The sequence below is a fragment of the Roseateles sp. GW821-FHT02E12 genome (assembly GCF_059421665.1).
The window spans coordinates 501,209-519,998 of the sequence record NZ_JBWKVK010000004.1 but is presented as its reverse complement, the minus strand read 5'-3'; the positions used below and the strand labels follow the sequence as shown (position 1 = coordinate 519,998).

Sequence of the window (18,790 nt, the reverse complement as noted above, 5' to 3'; positions counted from 1 at the left end):
CGTCACGGGGCACCGCGGGGTGAACCGCGGCGCCCCGCTGGACTTACCAGCGATAGCCGGCGCGAACGTGCCAGCGACGACCTTGGAGGTCATAGGTCATCGTGTCGGTGTTCGCATCGGTATAGGACTTGACGAACGGCGCCTTCTTGTCGAGCAGGTTGTCGACACCGACAGCGAAGTCCAACTGCTTGCTGTAGGCGAACTTCAGCTGCGCCGAGTGGTAGGTGATCGCCGGTGCCTTGGCCCCGATGTCCGTCGGTGCGGCATTGATGTCGTCGGCCGAGCCGATGTACTGCAGCGTGTAGGCCCCCGACCATGCCCCCTTGGCCACCGTCAACGAAGTCAGCGAACGCCATTGCGTATAGCTGCCTCGACCGCCGGTGGTCTTGTTGGTGTAGTCGATGGCAGCGGCGCCTGGGAACGGACGAACCTGGTAGTTCTTCAGGTGCGACACCTCGGCATTGATCGTGCTCGTGAAACCGCCGAAGCTGAACTCGTACAGGCCGCCCAGGTCGAAGCCAGAGATTTTCTCATCGGCCGCGTTGACCGGTTGCGACGACAGGAAGTCGATCTCGCCCGTGGTCTTGTTGCGCGTGAAGCTGGAAGGGCTGCAGAAGATGTGCGTGAGGCCCGGCGTGTTGTAGCAAGTCGCCAGCTTCGTCGATCCGGCCACGCTCTGGATCGCGTTGGTCACCTTGATGTTGTAGTAGTCCAGCGTCAGGGTGAGGGTCTTCATTGGAGACCAGACCACGCCTGCGGTCATGGTCTTGGCGTCTTCAGGCTCGAGCTTGGGATTGCCGCCCACCGTGGTGAGGATGGTGTTGCCCAGCTGCTTGAAGCCTGCGGGAACGCCGGCCGCCTTGCAGTTCTGCGACACGACGGACGAGGTCGGTAGCGTGCTCCAATTGCTGCAGGGGTCGGTCGTCGTCAGGTTGCCTTCCGACACGCCGCCGTAGAGCTCGGGGATGTTCGGGACACGGAACGCCGAGGACACGTTGCTCCGGAACTTCAGGCTCGGCACGACTTGCCAGTCCAGGCCAGCCTTGTAGGTGCTCTTGGAACCGAACAGGCTGTAGTCAGAGAAGCGCGCCGCGGTGTTGAACTGCAGCGACTCGACGAAGGGGATGCGCTTGAGCAGCGGCACGGCGAGTTCCGCATAAACCTCGCGTGCCGTGTAGGTGCCGGAGATGGGATCTTGCCGGTTGGTGTTGGCCACGCCGATGACCGTCAGGTTGTCCGGGTTGCGCCAGCCGCTTTCCTTGCGAACTTCTGCACCTGCCGCAAATCCCACCGGACCGGCAGGCAGCGTGAACAGCTCGCCGCTGATGTTGGCGCTGATGCTCTTCTGGTCGTTGCCGCCAGTGTCGCGCGTCGTCGCAAGGATGTAGCGCAACACCTCGGGTGTCAGGTTGCCGTAGCCGAGGTAGTTGCCGCACGGAATCGCGGCGCCAGGTGCCGTACTGCACTTGGTGCGGTCCAGCGTCTGATCGACCCGGTCAAGGTTGGCCACGTTGGTCGTGCCGTCTACACCGGTGTTGCGTCCCCAGTTGACTGCCGCGGACCAGTCCCAGTTGTCGCCAATGCTGCCCTTCACGCCGGCCACGACGCGGAAGATGTTCGATTCCTGCGAGAAGGTCCGGGTGCCAGCCTCTTCAAGTCGCCGGCGCTCGAGCACGAGGCTCTGGCCGGTGGGGTTGGTGGGATGGTTGGCCGCGATGTTGATGGTGCGGTAGACGCCGAGCGAACCGGGGGTGGCCAACTGGTTCGACTCGCGGTGCGAGAACAGCATCTCGGTGAACAGCTGGGTGTCTTCGGTCAGCTTCACCGTGCCGAAGGCGCTCAGGCCCAGGCGCTTGATCGGATTGACCGCGTTCAGCGCCGGGTTGCTGTTGTAGTTGTGCTTCGCCGCCGAGTACGGCTCATACGCGCTCGGATTGCCGCCGGGCGTCTGGTTGAAGTTGACACGCGTCCCGTCGGCGAGGCGGGCCCGCCCACCGATGGTGGCGGAGCTGCCCACGCATTCGAGCTTGCCGTTGACTTCACCCAGGCCGCAGGGTGCGCGGGTGGCCATGTTGATGGCGCCACTCTCTGAATAGTTGATGCCGGTCACGAGCGAGCCGCCAGCGGCCTGCAGTCCCCACGTCAGGTCGATTGCTTTTTCATCACCGTCGCCGCGGGTGGTCTCTCCGTAGCGCACGGAGGCTTCCACGCCCTTCAGACCGGTCTTGGTGATGATGTTGACGACGCCGGCGACCGCATCCGCGCCATAGATCGCCGACGCGCCGTCCTTGAGCACCTCGATGCGCTCGATCATGGCGACCGGGATCATGTTCAGGTCGACGGAGCTGTTGGCACCGGTGCCGCCGTTGACCACGCGGCGGCCGTTGAGCAGCACCAGGGTGCGGTTGATGCCCAGGCCGCGCAAGTTGACTTGGGTCGTGCCGTAGCCGTTGCCGGTCCAGTAGGCGCTGGTCTGGTTGCCGGCGGTGCCGGCCGAGGCGGGCAGCCGCTGCAAGAGGGTTTCGGCGGAGATGGCGCCCGTGCGCTGGATGGTTTCGGCATCGATCATGGTGACCGGGCCAACACCGGAGATCTGGGCCTGCTTCAGGTTGATGCGGCTGCCGGTGATTTGCACCTTGTCCAGTGACGTAGGTGCAGCGCCGGCGTCAGCGGCGGGAGCTTGGGCCGACGCGCTGTTGACGAGAAAGAGGACGGCGGCAGCGACTGCCGTTTGGGTAAGTCTGATGGGCATCATGTACATCCAGTTGGGTGCCTGGCGTCGCCGATTCAGTGGCCGGACGCGATTCAAGGCACCTGCGAACAGTTGTTCGTTGGCGAGTACATGGCGAAGGACGAGCCGGAAGGAATTGGGCTCGAAACGGGGGCGCGATGAGAGAGCCGGCCGTCTATCGACGCATGCGACTCAGCCAAACCTTGTGCCAGCAGTAAGTGCGTGCGCCATCGCGCTCGCAGCCTGCCGGCGGCGGTGCTGAGTCAGCTGGCTCTGGGTGGGCGTTCCTGCCCTGACAGCAGAAATTCCGCTCTCGGTCCCAGGGACTCGGGGAGGAGGGTGAGCGGAAGCGGGAGCGCATCGGTCCCGACATCCGCGTTCATAGCCATGACCGGGCAGGTACCGCAGCCAGAGCATTGGCTGCAGGGCGTCAGATCGCAGCAGTGGTCGCCTTGCTGATCGGCAGAAGCAGCCTTCGCAATCTGGACCTTCGCCTTTGCCTTGGGCTTGGCTTTGGCCATCTTGGCATGAACACCCGACGCGGCCGCGTGCTTGGAGACGCTCGCGCTCTGGGTTGCCTCCCGACGCAGTTCAGCGGACGTCGGAGCGGTCGTTGCCGAAGCAATGACCGCTGTCGCCGGTATCAAAACGGCGAACAAGACGAGGAGCCAAAAGGCGAGGAGCTTCATGCGGCGGCAAGTGAATGTGCTGCATTGCACCAAGCCGTCGGTTGCCTGTCTAGCTAGGGAGTTCCCCGCCGCCTTGGCGTGACTTTTGGCCGCAAGGCCGCAGCCGCCTTCTCCTAGGAGCCGGGGCTATGCCTGAGGTCACCGCCGGTTCACTTGGTCTTTGACGCGCACGCCTTCAACTGTGCTTCGTGGCGCTCTCTGCGCAATTGATTGATGTAGGGACTCGTATCCGCCCGTGGTCCGTGGTCGAGTTGCAGCACCAGTGGGTCCACACGACATTCGCCTTGTGCACCTGATGGGGGCAAGGAACTGGCATGTTGGGCAGGTTGGACAGCGGCCTGCTTGTCCTTCCGAGCCTTCTCGATGATCTGCCAATCAGGGCCTGCCAGCGCTGGTGCAGCGGCTGAAAGAGTGAATGAGCCGATGAGGGTGATGAGTAACTTCTTCATGATGAACTCCTTCGTGGACTGGCGGGGTACTGCCAGCACGCGCATTGATGAACCGGTGTCGCTCAGCGACCGGCGTAGAACTGATGAAACGGTGAGTTCGCGCGGCCCAGCTCGCCTCGGTACGGACGTGCTCAGACGCTCGCCGTGTGTTGGCGTAGTGGGGATGACGTGACCCAGCGCGCGTGTCTGCGCGGCTGGCCAAGGGAGTCAACTCAGCGCGCGCTGCGGCAAGGGATCAAAGTCGGAAGCAGCAGTGTCGAATCGCAATGGGCGGCGCCGTCGTGCGCTGCAGGAACGACGCCTGCTCGGCTGCCGGGAGTGGCAAGGCGACAAGGGGTTGCAGCGGGAGAAGGATGGTCGAGACGATTGCGACAGCCGGTGTGACCGTCGGCACTTCTGGCTTGTCCAGCGACGACTTGCCGTCAAGGCAATGCGCGTGGCAAAGACCGAGGCTGGCAGCGTCCGGCTGATCGCAGCCAGGCATCTTCGATGCTGGTGCCTGGTCAGCAACCCAACTATCGGGGGCGCCCTCGCTTTGAAGGTCCGGACAGGAATATGACGCCACGGCCGCCTGCATGAACAGCATGCTGAACAGCGCGATGAGCGCGGTCAGGATGCGGTGATTGCGGGACGTTTTCATGTTCATAGATTAGGTCGTGGCTACCGGCTTTTCCTTACGTTTTCAGCCTGCCAGGCCAAGGCTGAGGAGCCAGTTCTTCCACTGTAGACCTTCCCATAGTAGGAAGGTCAAGCCCCATTGCAGGGCGCCCGATCGACCACGTCACCCTGTGTGAGGCATCGGCGCGCGATATGCCGACAATTTGCTGCGGCCGGCCGCGTCCGAGACCCTCCCTGCAGCAGCTCCAGGAGATTGGCCCCGAACACGAACCGTCCGGGATACGCCGATCCTCAATCCGCTCAGCTTCAAAATGACCGGCGTGCGCCACGGCTCGATGCCGGCCAGGCGCCGAGTTGCCGCTAACCTTGTTGCCACCCATTCAAAGGGAGAGTGCAGGTGTGTGAGACGGTCATCGAGAAAGAACATGCTTCGCGTATCGCGAGGCGGGCGTTGGACCACGCGCCGGAATGAACGCCGCGACCGCCGCTCCCGGGCTTCTCGGCGACACCTCGGCGCGGGACTACGCGCGCAAGTTGACGCTCTTCAACGCGTTCGCCGCGCCGGAGATCCGCCTGGCGATTGCGAGTCTTGCTCTTGAACCCGGCATGCACGTCCTCGATGCGGGGTGCGGCACGGGCGAGGCACTCGGCTGGTTGTCTGCGGCGGTGCAACCTGGAGGCACGGTTGTCGGCATGGACCTGTCGACAGCACACGTGACTGCGGCGCATTCCCGGGCGCCCGAAGGCTCCCTGGTCATCCAGGGTGACCTGCAGCGTGCACCACTGGCCGCCGCGAGCTTCGACGTCATCTGGTCCTCCAACACCTTCAACCATTTGCGTGACCGTCTGGAAGCCGTGAAGGCGGTGTCGGGCCTACTTCGACCAGGTGGGCGGATCGCGCTGGCACAGAGCGCGCTGCTGCCGGACATGGTCTTCGCCTGGGATTCGCGGCTGGAGCGGCTGACGAACGAAGCGGTGCGGCGCTACTACCGGGATCGCTATAGCCTCGAAGAACGCGACTTGGCCGATATCCGGGCCATCGTGGGCCTTCTTCGATCGGCCGGTCTTCGGCGCGTCAACGCGCGCACCTTTGTCATCGAGCGCGTGACGCCGTTGCGTCCGGAGGACGAAGGCTACCTCCTCGAGGCCATCTTCCAGAAGACGTGGGGAGCACGGCTGAAGCCCTATCTCGCGCAAGACGACTACGAAGAACTGTCCCGACTTTGCGATCCTCAGCATCCGGAGTTCGCGCTGCGGCGTCCGGACTTCCACTTCCTGCAGACCTTCACTTTGGTGGTGGGCGACGTTTGACGGGCCGTCACGTCAATCTAGACCGAGGAGATCTCTCAGGCGAGCCTTGATGCCGGCCGGGTGGGCAGGTTTAGCAGTCAGTTGGCAGGAAGCATCGTCACGCAGGCTGTCGGTCCAGACCAGCAGGCCTTTGAGGTCGTCAGGTAGGGACGACCGCCTTGCAAGATTGACCCAGCAGGTGGTGTAGTGGACGCGATCGTTTTGCGCATTGGCATCTCGATGAGCCACCAGCGCATCGATCAACGCGGGCGCTTGGTCAGGCGCGCTCAGTCGCCAGTAGCCAACGAGAAAAATGTCGGAGAACACCTCGCGCCATTGCTGTGTTGCCGGCTCTTCAGTGGCGGCCAAGTAGCCGTTGATGTCGGACACCTTGGTCGCTTGGACCGGCGCTATCGAATGCGTGGCGACTTTGCGGCTGGACGCGAGAGCCAGATCGCGCCACGTGTCGACGCAATGGCCCAGCTCATGGATAGCAACGCCCCGGACCCACAACGCTGGATCCACACCGGAGCCGCCCCCGAAGCCGGCATGAATTCGGTTTGGTGAAAAGTTGAGGGTACAAAAGCCTGACCCCAGACCCATCGACGCGACCGAAGCCTCTGGCACGCGCACACTGGTCAGAGACCAGCTCTGATCGACGCCACCGAGGACCACGTTGACGCCAAAGGTGTCACTTGCAAGCTGCCGGATCGCTTCGAAACCCCCTGGATCGGCGGCATAGGCTTCGCGTTCGAGCTGGAACGAGCGCTTGGAAGCGGACTGGATGATCAGCATGGCCGAATCGGGCACCAGCATGGAAACAGCGACGGCAAACGCACCTGCTGTTGAGCAGAGCATCCGCCGCTGCCAGCGCGTGGCCGTTGAGACCTCGTGATCAAAGATGCTCAAGGTCGCCGCGGTCGCGTAGCCGAGCAAACCAGTCAGTCCCAGGGTCACGAGATAGAGCACTGGCTGCGGGGCGAGAAGCCAGCTCAGGTTGCATAGGGTCGCCAGCACCAAGGACCAAGCCGCCAACAGCAAGCCCCCTCGCAACAGGTTGGGAGACTCCTCGCACATGCGCAGGCATCGCAGGAGATGGCTCTTCTGGTCCGGATTCAACCTGTGCAGCTGCTCATATTCGTCGAGACGCGCCTTGAACTGCCACTTCCACCCCGGTCCGCGGTCGATTGCCTGTTGTTCAAGGCCGGCACCAATTTCATGCGGCTGGATGTCCGCCACCACCCTCAGGACGGCAAAGAGGTAGCGGACGCGGTCTTCGTTCGGTACCCGGGCCGCTCGGGTTGATGACTGACGCTTAGCGAACGCGGCCACGGGAGGGGCGGGGCTTGCGCGGCGCCGGCACCGCTTCTTCCGGCGGATCGCCCGCTGGATCAAAAAGGGAGCCCGGTGTCACGGCAAGGCTGGTTGCCAGCGCGTGAATCATCGTCAGCGTCGGATTGGCCTGGCCCGTCTCGATGCGGCTCATGTAGGTCCTGAACAGCCCACAGCGCTCGGCCAGGTCTTCCTGGGTCATGCCGGCAAGCAGCCGCAGCTCCTTGATGCGGGAGCCGAAAGCCTTCTGGGGAGCAATTGCACGTGTGGACACGCGCGCACTTTCCAGAAAGTACACTCATTCATACACACACTAATTCGTACATTTCGGCGCACGCTGTTCTGGCCGATGTTCCCGTTCGGATGTTTTCGTCAGCTCATACATCAAGGAGGATCCATGACCGTTTCACATCTCGCTTCCACGTCATCGGTGTCTGCTCGGTTCTTGCAAGCGCTCGCCAGCGCTGCAGGGCTGTTTCTGGTGGCCTCAGGCCTGGCGGGATGCGCAAGCACCACGCCCACGCGGGAGACGAGCCAAGCCTATGCGATCTATGACGTGAAGGCCCCCGACGTGGCGCCTGCACGCCTTGTGGAAGCGGTCAAAGTCGGCCTGCAAAAGAACATGAGCGCGGTCCAGATCAACAACGGCATCCCGCCCTCGCCGCTGCCTCAACGAGCGCCAAGGTTTCAGCTGGCGTCGCCGCTCAAGGGCACCGGTCTCGCCGCGCTTGCCGCAGTTTCCGGCCAGTCCCTGCAGGTGCCCACCTGTGAAGGCGCGATCATGACCGCCAACGGCCGCGACACGTCGATGTCCAAGTACGGCGAGGGGACGACGTTTTTCGCCTGCGTGATGCCCTACGAGGGCGGGTACTCGGTGAACATCTATTCGACCTTCACGAAAGCGTCCGGCGCGTTCAGCGCGGCGACCTTGGGCGCCACGCTGGCGCGGACTGTCACTGGTGATTCGAGCCAGTTCATTCCGCGCACGATCAACGACATCGTCAACGGAATCAAGGCGACCGGAGCGACCGTCACGCTGACGGAGGCCTATCCCTAACAACGAGGGCGCTAGGTCGATTCGGACGTCTGGGCCGTCACGCTTGATCACAATGCATGCTTTGGCATTTAGAGCATGCCCATGGCCGCTTGGCAGTTCGATGTTTTGGCAGTCTTTGACGGCAGCACCTCACTGCCGCCACCGCTCCGCCGTCGGGCGGAGAAGCTGCTGGCCGAACATTACGGCCAACCGTCGGAGATGTTCAAGGACTTTCGGGTCTACGGAGGGGCTGGGGGAAACCGGATCGACCTGATCACCAGCGACGACGGTTGTGGCGAGCTGTGGATGCGGGTGGACGCCCGAGCGGAAATCGACACGTTCATGCGTCAGGTCGTGATCCTGATGATCGAGATGGAGTGCTCTCTCAAGGTGGCCGAGACCGGGCACCACATGCCAGCCGAGATCGACTTGTTCAACCAGGCGCTGCAACGGTCTGACGCATGGAAGTTTGTGCTCGGCGCTGCCCCGTCGTCAGATGCGGTTTGATGCCGTCCAGACGAAAGGGCAGGGGAGTGTTAGCGCGTGCGTCTCAGGCAGGCAGCGATCTTCGTTTCGCGAGTTGCACATAGCGCTCAGTATCCGTCCGACCAAGTCACCCATTGACATTGACGAACGGCGCGCGGTTCGCGCCGACCTTCAGATCTGCGGCGACCAGCGGTGCGGCAGCAGCTCGTCGATCCGACTGGCCGGGTGGGTCGGCAGTCGCTCGAGCACGTCCTTGAAGTACGCGTAGGGGTCGTGTCCGTTGATGCGCGCCGAGTGCAATAGGCTCATCACCGCCGCGGCCCGCTTGCCCGCGCGCAGGCTGCCGGCGAACAACCAATTCCCCCGTCCGAGTGCAATCGGCCGGATCTGGTTCTCGACCCAATTGTTCGAGATCGGCACGTCGCCGTCCTCGACGAAGCGCGTGAGTTCCTTCCAGCGCTTGAGGCTGTAATCGATCGCCTTGATCGTGGCCGAGCCCGGCGGCACCAACTGCCGCTGCGCGAACAGCCAACGATGGAAGACGGCCAGCACCCGGCGCGACTTGCGCTGCCGGATCCGCTGGCGCTCGTCGGCGGGCAGCTGTTCGATCTCACGTTCGATCCTGAACAGGCACTGGTGGTAGCGCAGCGCCTTGCGGCCGACCTCGCTGCCATGGTTGGCCCACAGGTCGTTGAACTTCCTGCGGGCATGTGCCATGCATTGCGCCGAAGTCACGCCTTTCTCGGCGCAGGCCGAGTAGCCGCTGAACCCGTCCGTCACCAGTGTGCCCTGCCAGGCCTGCTCGGTGTCGAGCTTGAGGAACTCGCGCACGTTCTCGCCGCTGCGGGTCTCGCAGAACTCGTACACCACCGCCTTGGTCGGGTTCGCGCTCGTGGTGCAGTACGACCAGATGTAGGCCCGATGCGTCTTGCCGTCGCGCAGCTTCGCCGGCTTGAGCATCGCCACCGGCGTCTCGTCGGCGTGCAGCACCAGGTGGCGTCGCAGCTCATCCGCCAGGGCCTGTACCAGTGGCTGCAGCTGCGCGCCGCACTCGCCCACCCATTGCGCCAGCGTCGAGCGGGCAATCAGGTGGCCGGCACGCTCGAAGATGGCTTCCTGCCGGTACAGCGGCAGTTGAGTGGCGCGGGGGAATCGCACCCCCACGCTCTCCCAGAACCGGACATGAACCTCTCGACTCATCCGGCTCCTATCGTTCAGTCGCAGCAATCGCCGCGCCCCAGTGCGGGAACAACGTCGGGGCGCGCTGGCGCAACTCGCGCAGCCAATCCCACGCGCGGCTGAGGTGCCCTCGCAGCTTCTTGTACTTGCGTTGCGCCCACTGCACCAGATGGAGGTCCAGCGTCTTGAGAGCGGTCTGCAAGGTCGACGGATGGAAGAGCCCGTAGTAACGAACCCATCCCACGAGCACCGGGCGATACCGCTCAAGCAGTTCACCCAGGTCGTAGCGACTGAGTCGCTGTAGACCCCAGCTACGGATCTCATGGCGCATGGCTTTGCCCGCTTTGTCGCCAACGGCCGGCGAGAAGCTGGTGAACAGCTTTCGCGATCGATTCATCGCCGTCCTGGGCTTGAAGGTGTAGCCCAGGAAGTCGAATCGACGTACATCATGGTCCTCACGCCGATTGGCATCGGCGCAGTAGACTACACGGGTCTTGTCGGGATGCAGTTCCAGCCGGCATGCCGCCAGTCGTGCTTCGAGCTGCGCCCGTAGGGCATCAGCCTCGGCCTGGCTGTCGCAGTGGCAGATGATGTCATCCGCGTAGCGCTCGAACGGCACCTGGGGGTGGTGCCGCACCATCCATTGATCGAAGGCGTAGTGCAGGAATAAGTTGGCCAGCAAGGGGCTGATGACACCCCCTTGCGGCGTGCCCTTGTCCCTTTTCAACAGCGTCCCATCGGGCATCTGCACGTTCGCCTTAAGCCAGCGCTCGATATAGAGCACGGCCCACTGGCAGTCCGTGTGCTTGCGCACGGCCTTCATCAAGAGGGTCCAGTCGATGTTGTCGAAGAACCCCTTGATGTCAAGATCAAGCACCCAGTCGTGACGCCAGCACTGGGTTCTCGCGGCGCGCAAGGCATCGTGTGCCGAGCGTCCTGGCCGGTAGCCATACGAGTTCGCATGGAACACCGGCTCCAGCAGCGGCTCTAGCCGTCGCTGGACAACCATCTGTGCAATTCGGTCCGCCACCGTGGGGATGCCCAACGGCCGTGTCTTGCCATCACCTTTCGGGATATCTACGCGCTTAACCGGCGGCGGGAAGTAGCTACCCGAGGACATGCGATTCCAGATCCGATACAGGTTCTTGCTCAGATCCTGCTCGAACATGGCGATCGTGACCCCGTCGCTACCTGCCGCACCGCGATTGGCCTTGACGCGCTTGTACGCCTCCCACACTTCGCGCTTGGCGATTTCAAACGACTTTGCTTCAACCACGCGCGTCATCCCCTCGCAGGTTGTGCACGCGGCGAAGCTGAACAACGACGCCCCTTCGGTCCAGTCCCGTTACAGAACCTTCAGCCCTACTACGAGCGTCTCCGTCCCTGTGCCCCGCATCGGTACTCTCGCCCTTGCGGAGGCTGTCCGCTTGAGCTTCTCCCTTGGCATCGGGACGACAGGTTCCCACGTTCCTCACTGAAGCCTGAACCAGAGTCACGCCGCCTTCATGCCGGGCGCCGGTCGAGCAGTCGGCAGGCTTCCCTCGACCTTCATCCCGGGCTAACCACTCTGGCCCGGTTTCGACGCCATCTGAATTCATTTCGACACCACAACGACGGTTCACTTGCGTTCGTCTCTTTGGTTCTCACCTGACGCGGTCAACGCCGCGCCTTTTGCCTCAACGCTCACCACCACGGCTCTTTACCGCAGCAGCTTGAGGTGGTTTGGAGCCTGCTCCTGCAAGCCGACTCCGAGGGGCCCGCCCTCATCTTCAATGAAGCACCACGAGCACCTCCCAACTACGGAGGTGAGCGTGTTCGTGGCACACGATGGTCCAGAAATTTGGCCACAAGCACGTGCGCCAGCAACCCCGCCGTCGGGATGCCCTTGTCGATGACGTGCGCGGGCACGGCGGCTTGCACCAGCTTCTGGCAGCAGCGGCACACCCACTTGCCGCGCACATGGCGCTCGACCGTGAACGTGCCCGGCTGGTAGTCCAGCTTCTGGGCCACGTCCTCGCCGATGCGCTGCATCGGCTGCCCGCAGCCGCAGTTCGTGTCCGCCGGCTCGTGCGGCACGTCGCGGCGTGGCAGGTGCGGCGGCAGCGGGGCGCGTTTGGGCTGCTTCTTGTCGGCCTTGCCCTTGTCGTCTGCGTTGCCGCGCTGGCGATCAAGCTCCCGGCCGAGTTCGGCCAGGTCGGTGTCCAGCGTCTCTTCCAGCAGGCTCTTCTGCTCCGGCGACAGCGTGCTGGCGAAGCGCTCGCTCGTGGCGGCGAACTTCAGCCGCTTGAGCACCGCCATCTCGTGCGTGAGCTTGTCGATCAGCGCCTGCTTGAAGGCAATCTCGTGATCACGCTGCTGGATCTGCGCGTCGCGCGCGGTCAGCTCGGCCATCAGCGACAGCATCGCCTGCCGCGTCTGCGGCTCCAAGGCGTCCAGTTGCTGCGCACTGATCATGGACGGCCATCGTGCCGCAGCGAGGCGCCCCGCGCATCGGCACATCCGGCAATTGCCAGCGGCCGCGAGGGTCGCCTCAGATCACACGGATGATGCCGGCCTCGCCCAATCGCTGCCAGGGCAGGCCCAAGACCAGCGCGTCCAGCTGCGCGCGGGTCAGCGTCAGCGTGCTGCCGTCCTGGGGCCAGACGAAGCGGCCGGCGTTCAACCGCCTGGCAGCCAGCCAAACACCGATGCCGTCATGCACCAGGGCCTTCATCCGGTTCGCGCGCTTGTTGGCGAACAGGTAGGCGTGGTGCGGTCGAGCTTCGCCGAAGACCTTCACCACGCGGGCCAGCGCGGACTCGGTGCCGCCGCGCATGTCCAGCGGCTCGCAGGCCAGCCACACGGCGTCCACGCGGATCACCGCAGCAACTCACGCGTCCAAGCGGCGAAGTCCGCCGCGGCGCTGAGCGGCCAGCTGACGCTCATCGAGACCGCACCGCGGTGCAGCTCGACGCGGATGTCCGCTGACGTCGCGACAGGCGCTGCTGGCACGGCAAGCGGCAATGCGATGAACTCGCTTGTCCCAGCGGGCGCCACCGCCTTGCCCTCACGGGCCAGTTGCCGCCAGCGGTGCACGACGTTGGCGTTGATGCCGTGCACCATCGCCACCTTCGCGACCGATGCCCCAGCCTCGCTGCACTCGGCCATCACTTGGGCCTTCATCGCCGCGCTGTACCGCCGCCTCGTGCCCGCCTTCTCGCTTGTCATCATGTCCACCTAAGTTACGTGGACGCGATCCTTGCCGCCACTCGCGGCGACTTCAAGATGACTTGGCCGGACGGATACAGCGCTCATGCGCCAGGCCCAGGACAAACGAGGCCTTGCTGAGGCGTGACATCGAGGCGGCGTCACCCGGCCGGACTCGTGCCAGAGCCGCGCTGTAGATACGCTGTGCGGACAAGACGCGCCGATTCGCTTGTAGCAACGGACTGGGTGTCATGAAGCCTCCCGAGCCAGAACCCAGCATAGGCGGCCTCGTGAGGAAGGTGAAGCGGCTGTTACATCGGTGCCGTCGCTGCAGCGCTCAGGTGTGACCTAACTATCACTTCACCGGCTCTGGTCGACGATCATCCGCAAGTCGTAGTACCGGCCGCTCCACCGCAACGAGTACAAGAAATATGGGTCCAGGATGGTCACGCCGCGGTGAGGCTTGAAGTCCAGCGTGGGAATCTTGAAGGACTTGTTCTGGGCGACCTCGGTCATCAGGCTGAATGTCTCTGCCAGTAGCTCACGATCTGGACCCTTGTCATCGGCAACGAGCCGCGCGGCACGTTCTTCCAATGAGTCGCGCTGTGCCACGAAGGGAATGTTGATCCTCGGCGGGCTCAAACAGAGTGTGGCAACGGCCAGCTCGTTCATCGTCAGGGTTCCCTCGCCCTTGGCGCGGAAGACCCTGGGCGCCGCAGGCTTGGGCGTGTTCTCGAGCAAGTAGATGCTGGCGCTGTAGTCCACGGACCGGATCGTTGTGCCGAACACCGCATTGAGCTGGTCCAGCCGAACCTGGAAGCGTTCCGGGGCGGGTCGAGCCTCGCTGATCTCCAGCTCCTTGCACAGATCCAGGCACAGACGCTGCATGAGCTGCGGACTGCCGGCTGACTCGTCTGCAATCGCGAGCAGCGCGGATTCGTTGATGATCACGTTCAGCTTCTCGAAGCCCTTCATAGCAATCGATACCAGGTCCTCGGCGGACCAGTAACTGAACTCGATACGCTCGATGCGGCCGGACAGGTCGGGCAGATTGGCGATCGGATCGTCGGCCATGTGCGGCACCTCGGCCAGCACGATCTTGACGTTCTTTTCCGCCGCGGCCTTGAGCTGAGCCGCCACATACCTCTTCATGGTCGAAGGGATGGTGTGGAAGTCGTCGATGAACAAGAACCGCCCCTTGCGCAGCAACTCGTCGGTCGCCGCACCGAAGAGGTCGTCTTCGATGGCGTGCTCAAACGATCGCTCTTGGGAGGTCTTTCCGGAGCCGCCGATCTTGCCGCCCAGGCTCACGACGCCCAGTTCGAGACCGACTTCGCCTTCGACCTCGGCGCCTTTTTCCATCGTCGTTTGGGTGGTGGCCTTGCGGTCTACCCGAACTTCCAGCTTTGCGGACACGATCCGCCACAGCGACTCCTCGCTGTATAGCGAGGATCCAGGCACTTTCACGAACTGGGCCTCGGGGATCATGCGGTGCAAGGCAACGGTCTTGCCCGACTTGGAGGGGCCCGATACCTGGACGATCATGCCGGGCCTGTTGAAGGCCTCGGTGATCTCGTTCTCCGGGTCCCGCAAACGCTTTGACACCGGGTCGGTGAACCGACGATGGACGTAGGTATGCGTGGGGAATCCCCCAGCGATGAACACGTCGAAGCGTGACGGCATGATGGCTCCCCTGGATGGTCTTGTCGTCGATAGGTTAGCGACAAAGCTTGCTACGCATAAGTGGGGGCTGCAACCCTCAAACTGCTGAGGCTCGAGACCAGGGATCAGGGCTGCGCCGTCGCGGCATGAGCATGCGGCAGCAAGCGGGTGATCGATGTGCGCTCGAGGTCCAGCACGACGACGACCACCCGTCCCTCCTGTGCAGATCGACTGGACGCAATGAGCTTGGTGCGGAACTCTTCGGGGCTGGTGGGGGCTCTTTTGCCGCGTCCCGATGATCTCGGCAGCTTGGATTTCAGGACCTGACGGCCGAACCAGAGGACCAGGTAAATGCCGCGGCGCTCGGCCGCGTAGTCAGCGGTGTAGAGCCTGTCGAGCTGGGAGTCGGCGGCGGTCCAGACGTCGGCATGCCACTGCCCCTTGATCTCGACGGGAAGCCGCATACCGGCCAGGATCCCGATGATGTCGGCACGCTTGTCGTTCGCCAGGTGCCCCTCCGGCAACATTTGAATTGACTCGGGCCTGGGGCCCAGCATGACCAGCAAGTAGTCACGACAGATTTCTTCGTTGTGTGGACCCGTCGGACCGTAGAAACCCCGCCATGAATCGGCCGGGTCCGAGCGAACCCGCGCTTGCACCTCTTCGAGAAGGCAGAGCACGGTCGATTGCAGGTCTGCCACCGTGGACGGCGGCTGGGCACGCACGATGGCTCCTACGCTGGCGAGCGTGGGTGGGCGGTATCGCTCTTCCGTGGCTTTTCTTCGCTGCTCGGCCGCCAGCACCTTGAGGTATTCCGTGTGGCTGTCCTCGGGCGCATTGCGAAGTGCGGTCAATCCGGATATCGCTTCGTCAGATGTCATCTCTGCCAACCGGTCCGCCACGTCGGACAGGAACTCGGACGCCGGCGCGCGGGTGTCGTCGCCGGTGTCGCTCCCCCTACGCCCATGGGGGAAGACACCCCGGAAAGTAGCGAGCAGCCACGTGAGCTGAGCCGGCGAAAGCGCAACGCTGAACCGGCGGTTTCGGCTGCTGGCAGATCGGCTGCGAACCGCCATGATCAGTTCGGCGTCGGCTCTGGCCCAGCCTGACAGTTGGGACTGGTACGAGTCGAAGTTGGCGACGAACTGCACGGCCTGCCAGTTTCGTCGACGCTCATCGCTCAGCTGCTGTTTCAGCCGCGCTTGGGCCAGCGAGATCAGCGCTGTGAACCTACGGGATGCGATGAGACGGTCGATGAGCGTGGCCTCGGGCTCCCCGGCCATGTCAGGTATCTCTTGGAGCCACTGAAGGGACTGATCAGCCGCCTGCTGATCCGACAGGTCGTCCCAGACCATGGAGTGGAGTTCAGACACGTAGCTGCGCCGTGCCTCCAGCTGGGGGCGGATCCATATCGCCAACGTCGGCGCGACGAGACCTCGTGACTTCGCCTCGGCTTCGACGGCGTCTTGCAGCGTCGGCAGCTTGGCGTGGTCGTCGATCCGCGTGTCCCGCAATTCCAGGAAGCAAGCGGCAATCCTCTCGTCGCTGATCCCATCGAACCCGCGTCCGGTGCGCAGCCGCTCGGCGATGGCCGCGACGATGATGGCGCCCGTTTGCCACCGCTTGGACTCGGCATGGCTGGCGGCCATGGTGGCCGGGCTCAGGGCGGTACCGTTGTGGAGGAAGGCCTCAAATCCTTCCAAAGCGGCCGCGGTGATTTGGGGGCCCAGCCACTGGGTGAGGCGCTCGACCGGCGTCGCGTCATGGTTCAGATCGTGAAACTTGTCGAGGTAGGCGCTCGACAGGTCGATCATGGGTTGAAGTTGCCCGCTTGCGATGGCGGTCAGCTTCTTGCCGAAAGTCGCACGATGCTGCTGCCATTGAACGGCCTGTTTTGCGGCGCGCCTGCGTTTCTCCTGCTCTTGCTTGATCTCCCATTCAGGCGTCCGGGGTTCAGCCAACCGGTCGATCCAAGCCTGCATGTCGGGCCGGTTCTGCACGAAGCGTTTGGCTGCGTCACGCGGGCCCTTGCCCGCGCTGTCGGAGTGGCGCACCAGCGTCAGCAGATCGCGCCAGCGCTTGTCAGACCGGTTTGTCGGGTCCAAGCTCTCAAGAAGAGCCACGATGTCGTCGTCGGTGTAGCCGTAGCCGCTGGAGCGGCTTTCGAGGCGCCACCCTCGCTGATAGATCGTCTTCGGACCTGGCTCTTCAAGCAGCACCAGGCGCTGAATGGGGCGGCGGAGGTCAGGGCGGTTCTTGATGAATTCATGCACCCTTACCCGTTCTGAGCCACCGTAATACGTGTCGGTGTGAAAAGGCTTGAGCCACCTCCACAAATCCAAAGCCTCAACCGGTTGCCATGCAAGCCGCCTGGCGATAAGCCTATACGCAAGGTCGGTCAGCTCGTGATTGCCAGCCCGCTCGAACCGGCTGCTCGGAGGCGCCAACAGCTTGGCCAGCTCATCCAGGATGCCGCTGACGCGTGCGTCGGGAGCGATCCGGACCATCTTCGAAAACAAGCCGATGGTCCTGTCGTTGCGCTGTGCGTGGCTGACGACCAACTGCGCGATGTCCGCATCACTGAACGGCCCGAAGCCCTTTTCCTCGACGACGTCCAGAGCAAGCCGCACGCCGTCATCTCCGGCACTTCGCAGCGCTTGAACAAGTTCAGGGAGGTTCGTGCGCGAGGAATCGATCAGCACGTCGCAGACGCGAGATCGGACGGCGAAGGCCTCCTGTGGGTCGATTGCGATGTGCATGCAGGCATCGAACAGCGGATCGGCAATACCGGAGCCCCGGACGGCGCCGAGCAGCAGCATGCGCAACCGCAGCGGGGTGCTCCTCTGGCTGACCAGGCCAAGCACCCGATCTAGATGGAACGGCTGCGCCACGCTGGATATCGTGAACCGTTGCCAAGGCCCTTTGAGGAAGTTGGGGTCTTCCCGTGCAGCCTGTTCCAACGCATCCAGCAGCAGACCGGCCTGGGCTCGATCCAGGGAATCAGCGTCGCCGTATTCGATGACGCCCATGGGATCTTTGCCGATGACCTCAGCGGCCAGGTCACCGTGATGGGTGGCCAGCCAGGCGTGAAGGCCTCGAAGCGACGACGGCACGACGTCATGCGAGTGGAAAAGGGCCAGCAAGCGCTTGCGCTTCATCACCGTGGAGCATTGCTTCGCCAGCCACCGCGCGCCGAGATATTCCCCGATGCGCCGGTGGCAGTAGCTGAAACGACTCGCCGCGCCAACTGTGGCGAAAAGCCGGGTGCCCAAGACCGGCCGCAACTCCGAGGCCATGGGCAGCGCCGCCGCCTCCGCAAACGCTATTTCTCCATCTTCCGAGTTGGCCGTGGCCACCGTCACAGCGTCGCTGCCGGTCAGGATCAAGGCCGCGAATGCAGCGCCGGCGGCATCCAACGCTGCCTCCATGCTCGGCTGGCGTTCGATCTTTTCATCGCGGTGTTCAAAGCGCAGCACATCTGCGGCGCGCCGGAAGAGGGCCTCCTTGGTGTTGGGAAGCGGACCCGCCTTGGCGACACTGGCGATCATCTCCAGCGTTTGAGGGTTGGCCAGGAGCCCGCCCAGTCCGACGCCTTCGAAGTGCTCGACGACAGCGACCGCGGCGGCTTCGGTGCCGAGCTTGCCGGTCAAGATGGCAAGGACCTCGTCATCGTCGAAGGCGCACATGTGCATCACCGACACTTCGGGCTCTGCGTAGACCTCATGGATCGCGGCAACGGCGGTTGCGTTGCGCCAGTCCGCTACGCGGCACGACAGCACGAACCGTGGGTATCCCAAGTCACCGAGCCGCTGAAGAACGAGGTCAACGGCGTCCCCGTCTCCCTGGACGCTGAGCTCGTCGAGGGCATCAATGACCACCGTCGTGGCGTCGCCAAGCAATCGAGCCGCATCCAGCCGGGTGTTGTTCAACTTGCGCGCGGTGCAGTAGACATGGCCCGGCTGCTGTCCCAACCAGCTGAGCAGCTCGGTCTTGCCCATGCCTGCCTCACCCAGAACGACGAACGAGTCTGTTCGGGACGGCAAAGCGGCTTGTTCAACGGTCACCGCTCCATCCGTGGACTCATGCCAGAGCTTTCGAGGGAGGGTCAATTGCGGCATCTGATGCAGGGGCT

General features: G+C 63.6%; 14 protein-coding genes and 2 pseudogenes. 3 read left to right on the top strand and 13 right to left on the bottom strand.

Features of this window, described 5'->3' with window-relative positions; all coding sequences use genetic code 11:
- Nucleotides 1-43: 43 nt before the first annotated feature.
- The 4 genes from AC07V5_RS25120 to AC07V5_RS25105 all read right to left on the bottom strand — a co-directional run bounded on the left by AC07V5_RS25120 (nucleotide 44) and on the right by AC07V5_RS25105 (nucleotide 4,509).
- Complete coding sequence (locus AC07V5_RS25120) at nucleotides 44-2,752, bottom strand: TonB-dependent receptor (protein WP_495118446.1); 2,709 nt, start codon at nucleotides 2,750-2,752, stop codon at nucleotides 44-46.
- A gap of 242 nt (nucleotides 2,753-2,994) precedes the next feature.
- A complete protein-coding gene (locus AC07V5_RS25115) occupies nucleotides 2,995-3,420 on the bottom strand; it encodes a hypothetical protein (protein ID WP_492688368.1) in 426 nt (141 codons plus the stop codon).
- Nucleotides 3,421-3,569: 149 nt separating this feature from the next.
- On the bottom strand, nucleotides 3,570-3,869 hold the full coding sequence (locus AC07V5_RS25110; protein WP_492688370.1) for a hypothetical protein: 300 nt from the start codon (nucleotides 3,867-3,869) through the stop codon (nucleotides 3,570-3,572).
- Between the two features lie 235 nt (nucleotides 3,870-4,104).
- A complete protein-coding gene (locus tag AC07V5_RS25105) occupies nucleotides 4,105-4,509 on the bottom strand; it encodes a hypothetical protein (RefSeq protein ID WP_492688372.1) in 405 nt (134 codons plus the stop codon).
- A 446-nt stretch (nucleotides 4,510-4,955) separates the two neighbouring features.
- Between AC07V5_RS25105 and AC07V5_RS25100 the strand changes: the two genes are divergently transcribed.
- On the top strand, nucleotides 4,956-5,798 hold the full coding sequence (locus AC07V5_RS25100; protein ID WP_492688374.1) for a class I SAM-dependent methyltransferase: 843 nt from the start codon (nucleotides 4,956-4,958) through the stop codon (nucleotides 5,796-5,798).
- 12 nt (nucleotides 5,799-5,810) lie between these two features.
- Here AC07V5_RS25100 and AC07V5_RS25095 read toward each other — a convergent pair whose 3' ends face one another.
- Nucleotides 5,811-7,109 (bottom strand): hypothetical protein, encoded by a 1,299-nt coding sequence (locus AC07V5_RS25095; protein ID WP_492688375.1) that lies wholly within the window; start codon nucleotides 7,107-7,109, stop codon nucleotides 5,811-5,813.
- The gene (locus AC07V5_RS25090; protein ID WP_492688377.1) at nucleotides 7,093-7,407 is read right to left on the bottom strand and encodes a helix-turn-helix domain-containing protein; all 315 of its coding nucleotides are present in this window, start codon (nucleotides 7,405-7,407) and stop codon (nucleotides 7,093-7,095) included. Before AC07V5_RS25090 ends, AC07V5_RS25095 begins: the two co-directional genes overlap by 17 nt.
- A 99-nt stretch (nucleotides 7,408-7,506) precedes the next feature.
- Between AC07V5_RS25090 and AC07V5_RS25085 the strand changes: the two genes are divergently transcribed.
- Together AC07V5_RS25085 and AC07V5_RS25080 are read left to right on the top strand one after the other, a co-directional pair.
- Nucleotides 7,507-8,166, top strand: coding sequence for a hypothetical protein (locus AC07V5_RS25085; RefSeq protein WP_495118445.1), 660 nt, complete (start codon nucleotides 7,507-7,509; stop codon nucleotides 8,164-8,166).
- Nucleotides 8,167-8,247: 81 nt separating this feature from the next.
- Entirely contained in the window at nucleotides 8,248-8,652 is a 405-nt protein-coding gene (locus AC07V5_RS25080; protein WP_492688380.1) for a hypothetical protein, read from the top strand.
- A gap of 150 nt (nucleotides 8,653-8,802) precedes the next feature.
- Here the strand turns inward: AC07V5_RS25080 and tnpC are convergent.
- From tnpC to eruA, 7 genes and pseudogenes are all read right to left on the bottom strand, one after another.
- A pseudogene (tnpC, locus tag AC07V5_RS25075) lies at nucleotides 8,803-9,774 on the bottom strand (IS66 family transposase); the annotation flags it as partial.
- Nucleotides 9,775-9,838: 64 nt separating this feature from the next.
- Complete coding sequence (gene ltrA / locus AC07V5_RS25070; RefSeq protein WP_495118444.1) at nucleotides 9,839-11,131, bottom strand: group II intron reverse transcriptase/maturase; 1,293 nt, start codon at nucleotides 11,129-11,131, stop codon at nucleotides 9,839-9,841.
- A 506-nt stretch (nucleotides 11,132-11,637) separates the two neighbouring features.
- Nucleotides 11,638-12,264, bottom strand: a pseudogene (locus AC07V5_RS25065) (transposase domain-containing protein); the annotation flags it as partial.
- A gap of 76 nt (nucleotides 12,265-12,340) precedes the next feature.
- Nucleotides 12,341-12,670 carry an IS66 family insertion sequence element accessory protein TnpB gene (tnpB, locus tag AC07V5_RS25060; protein WP_495118443.1) on the bottom strand — a complete coding sequence of 110 codons (330 nt, stop codon included), beginning with the start codon at nucleotides 12,668-12,670 and terminating at the stop codon, nucleotides 12,341-12,343.
- Complete coding sequence (gene tnpA / locus AC07V5_RS25055; protein ID WP_495118442.1) at nucleotides 12,667-13,017, bottom strand: IS66-like element accessory protein TnpA; 351 nt, start codon at nucleotides 13,015-13,017, stop codon at nucleotides 12,667-12,669. The genes tnpB and tnpA overlap by 4 nt, the downstream gene beginning before the upstream one ends.
- A gap of 339 nt (nucleotides 13,018-13,356) precedes the next feature.
- On the bottom strand, nucleotides 13,357-14,679 hold the full coding sequence (locus AC07V5_RS25050) for a hypothetical protein (protein WP_492688381.1): 1,323 nt from the start codon (nucleotides 14,677-14,679) through the stop codon (nucleotides 13,357-13,359).
- 104 nt (nucleotides 14,680-14,783) lie between these two features.
- Nucleotides 14,784-18,776: an NACHT domain-containing antiphage protein EruA gene (eruA, locus tag AC07V5_RS25045; protein WP_495118441.1), complete on the bottom strand. Its 3,993-nt coding sequence runs from the start codon at nucleotides 18,774-18,776 to the stop codon at nucleotides 14,784-14,786.
- Nucleotides 18,777-18,790: the final 14 nt, after the last annotated feature.

What these genes read in the sequence shown, in the direction of transcription:
- AC07V5_RS25120 (WP_495118446.1), bottom strand. Translation starts at nt 2,752, where the DNA reads ATGCCCATCAGACTTACCCAAACGGCAGTCGCTGCCGCCGTCCTCTTT.
- AC07V5_RS25115 (WP_492688368.1), bottom strand. Translation starts at nt 3,420, where the DNA reads ATGAAGCTCCTCGCCTTTTGGCTCCTCGTCTTGTTCGCCGTTTTGATA.
- AC07V5_RS25110 (WP_492688370.1), bottom strand. Translation starts at nt 3,869, where the DNA reads ATGAAGAAGTTACTCATCACCCTCATCGGCTCATTCACTCTTTCAGCC.
- AC07V5_RS25105 (WP_492688372.1), bottom strand. Translation starts at nt 4,509, where the DNA reads ATGAAAACGTCCCGCAATCACCGCATCCTGACCGCGCTCATCGCGCTG.
- AC07V5_RS25100 (WP_492688374.1), top strand. Translation starts at nt 4,956, where the DNA reads ATGAACGCCGCGACCGCCGCTCCCGGGCTTCTCGGCGACACCTCGGCG.
- AC07V5_RS25085 (WP_495118445.1), top strand. Translation starts at nt 7,507, where the DNA reads ATGACCGTTTCACATCTCGCTTCCACGTCATCGGTGTCTGCTCGGTTC.
- AC07V5_RS25080 (WP_492688380.1), top strand. Translation starts at nt 8,248, where the DNA reads ATGGCCGCTTGGCAGTTCGATGTTTTGGCAGTCTTTGACGGCAGCACC.
- tnpA (WP_495118442.1), bottom strand. Translation starts at nt 13,017, where the DNA reads ATGACAAGCGAGAAGGCGGGCACGAGGCGGCGGTACAGCGCGGCGATG.
- AC07V5_RS25050 (WP_492688381.1), bottom strand. Translation starts at nt 14,679, where the DNA reads ATGCCGTCACGCTTCGACGTGTTCATCGCTGGGGGATTCCCCACGCAT.
- eruA (WP_495118441.1), bottom strand. Translation starts at nt 18,776, where the DNA reads ATGCCGCAATTGACCCTCCCTCGAAAGCTCTGGCATGAGTCCACGGAT.